We start from the raw sequence: 2,556 nt of genomic DNA, 5'->3' as shown, positions 1-2,556 counted from the left end.
GGAGGGGCTGGCCGGCACGACGATCACGCTCGACATCCTCAACAAGACCGAGCGGCTGACCGCGGCGCAGGTCGTGCAGTCGAACCTGCAGGATGTCGGCCTCAATGTGGAGATCAAGCAGAACGACAGCGGCACCTTCTGGACGCTTGGCGCCAAGGAAGGCGACTACTGGAAGAAGCTGCAGATGATCATCAGCCGCTTCTCCATGCAGCCGGATCCGAGCTGGGCGACTGCCTGGTTCACCCGCGACCAGATCGGCGTCTGGAACTGGGAGCGGTTTTCCAGCGAGGAATTCGACAAGCTCAATGCCGAAGGCATGGTCGAGCTCGACCCGGCGAAACGCGATGTCATCTACAAGAAGCTGCAGGACCTGATGGAGGAGAACGGCAACTACGTTTTCCTGACGCATGAGGTCACCGGCATCATGAATCGAGACACGCTTGTGGCCGGCCTGAAGCCGAACGGCGAGCCCGTGTTCACCGGCTTCAAACCGGCATGATATCGGAGGGCGGGGCTCGCCCCCACCAAAGACCGTCCGACAGGTACCGAAAATGATCCGCTACGCCCTCAAGCGTCTGTGGCTTGGCGCCATCATCATCAGCGTCGCTATGATGATGATGTTCGCCATGGTCTACCTCATTCCCGGCGACCCGGCCTCCGTCGCGCTGGGGCCACGCGCGACGCCGGAGATGATGGAGGCGCTGCGCGTACGCATGGGCCTCGACCAGCCGGTGTGGCGGCAGTTCCTGCACTTCTACGGATCGGTCCTGCGCGGTGACCTGGGCACCGAGGTTCTGTCGAACCGGCCGGTGCTGGACGTGGTGATCGAGCAGCTTCCGTTCACGCTGGCGCTGGTGGTCGGCGGCATCACCTGGTCGGTGGCGCTTGGCATCCCGCTTGGCTGTATCGCCGCGGTGCGCCGAGGCGGCTTTGTCGATCAGGTGATCGGGGTTCTTTCGGTGGCGATGATCGCGGTGCCGTCCTTCGTCGTCGCCATCTATTCGCTGCTGGTGTTCGCGGTCGCACTGCAATGGCTGCCGGCGATCGGCGCCGGCGAACCGGGCGACCTCGCCAGCCGGCTCCAGCACCTCATCCTGCCGTCGCTGGCGGTCGGGCTTGGCTGGATCGGCTACATCTCGCGCATGGTGCGCGCCTCGATGCTGGAGACGCTGGAGGCCAGCCATATCCGCACGGCGCGCGCCTTCGGCCTGACAGAGCACCGGATCGTCTACACCTACGCGCTGCGCATTGCCGTGCTGCCCACGATCACCCTGCTCGGCGTCGGCATCGGCCACATGCTGTCGTCTTCCGTTTTCGCCGAAATCGTCTTCGCCCGCCCCGGCATCGGCAAGCTGGTCTATGAGGCGATCTCGGTGCGCAACTACCCCATCGTCTCCGGAGCCGTGCTGGTCACCACGGTCTTCTTCGTCCTCGTCAACGTAGCGGCCGACATTCTGGTCGGTATCTTGGATCCCCGTGTCAGATCAAGTTTCAACTGAGCTGTCTTCCGGCGGCAGCCGGTTGTCCGGATTGTGGCGCACCGTGCGCGGCATCATGCGCGAGCCGCTCGGCGCCGTCGGCCTGACGCTGGTGACGCTGGTGGTGCTGTCGGCGGTGTTTGCCAGCGCGCTGACCAGCTATGCGCCGAGCAAGATATCGCCGGCCGAACGCTTCGCTTCGCCGAGCCTGCTGCATCTGCTCGGCACCGACCACCTCGGCCGTGATCTTCTGACCCGGGTGCTCTATGGCGGGCGCGTCGCGCTCTTGATCGCGCTGGGCGCGACAGCGGTGTCGCTGGTCGTCGGCGTGGTGCTCGGGCTGATCGCCGGCTATGGGCCGCGCTGGCTCGACAATGTGCTGCTGCTGATCTTCGACGCCGTGAAGAGCTTTCCCACCGTCATGCTGGCGCTGACGCTGGTCACCCTGTTCGGCCCCTCGCTCTATGCGGTGGTGCTGGTGGTGATGCTGGTCAATGTGCCGGGCTATGCCCGCATCATCAGGACGCAGACGCTGGTGCTGAAGTCGGCCGAACATGTCATGGCGGCGCGCTCGATGGGCGCCAGTGCCGGCCGTATCCTGCGCGTCCATATCCTGCCCAACATCATCGGCCCGATCCTGATCCTGATATCGATGGACATTCCCGTGGTGGTGGCGATCGAGGCCGGCATGAGCTTCCTCGGGCTCGGCGTGCGGCCGCCAACGCCGAGCTGGGGCGCGATCCTCAATGACGGCTTTGCCAACATCCGCGATTCCTACTGGATCGTGATTGCCGGCGGCCTGCCCATCGTGCTGACCACACTCGGCTTCACCTTCTTCGGCGAGACGCTGCGCGACCTCTTCGATCCCCGGCTGAAGGGGCGGTCATGACGGTTCTCGCGATCAAGGATCTGAGCGTCGCCTTCCACACCGAGAGTGGGCGACTGGAGGCGCTGAAGCAGGTGAGTTTTTCCGTGCCGGCCAACCGCAGCGTTGGCGTGGTCGGCGAATCCGGCTGCGGGAAGTCGACGCTCATCAACGCCATTCTCGGCCTGCTCGCCGACCACGCCAACGCTGCGG

The 2,556-nt window shown here is 64.9% G+C and carries 3 protein-coding genes and 1 pseudogene; all 4 read left to right on the top strand.

The window, feature by feature from the left end:
• Positions 1 to 499: pseudogene (locus ENZ75_RS28170) on the top strand (peptide ABC transporter substrate-binding protein); the annotation flags it as partial.
• Between the two features lie 52 nt (positions 500 to 551).
• Positions 552 to 1,499, top strand: coding sequence for an ABC transporter permease (locus tag ENZ75_RS28165; protein WP_063167554.1), 948 nt, complete (start codon positions 552 to 554; stop codon positions 1,497 to 1,499).
• A gap of 22 nt (positions 1,500 to 1,521) precedes the next feature.
• Entirely contained in the window at positions 1,522 to 2,367 is an 846-nt protein-coding gene (locus tag ENZ75_RS28160) for an ABC transporter permease (protein WP_082826413.1), read from the top strand.
• The coding region (locus ENZ75_RS28155) for an ATP-binding cassette domain-containing protein (RefSeq protein WP_128278483.1) at positions 2,364 to 2,556 on the top strand (193 nt) is incomplete at its 3' end. The genes ENZ75_RS28160 and ENZ75_RS28155, both read left to right, overlap by 4 nt.

Origin of the sequence: Mesorhizobium sp. M7A.F.Ca.CA.002.04.1.1, assembly GCF_004022805.1 — a bacterium.
Taxonomy (GTDB): domain Bacteria; phylum Pseudomonadota; class Alphaproteobacteria; order Rhizobiales; family Rhizobiaceae; genus Mesorhizobium; species Mesorhizobium ciceri.
The sequence above is the reverse complement of the archived record's forward strand: the minus strand, read 5'-3'. Positions and strand labels throughout refer to the sequence as shown.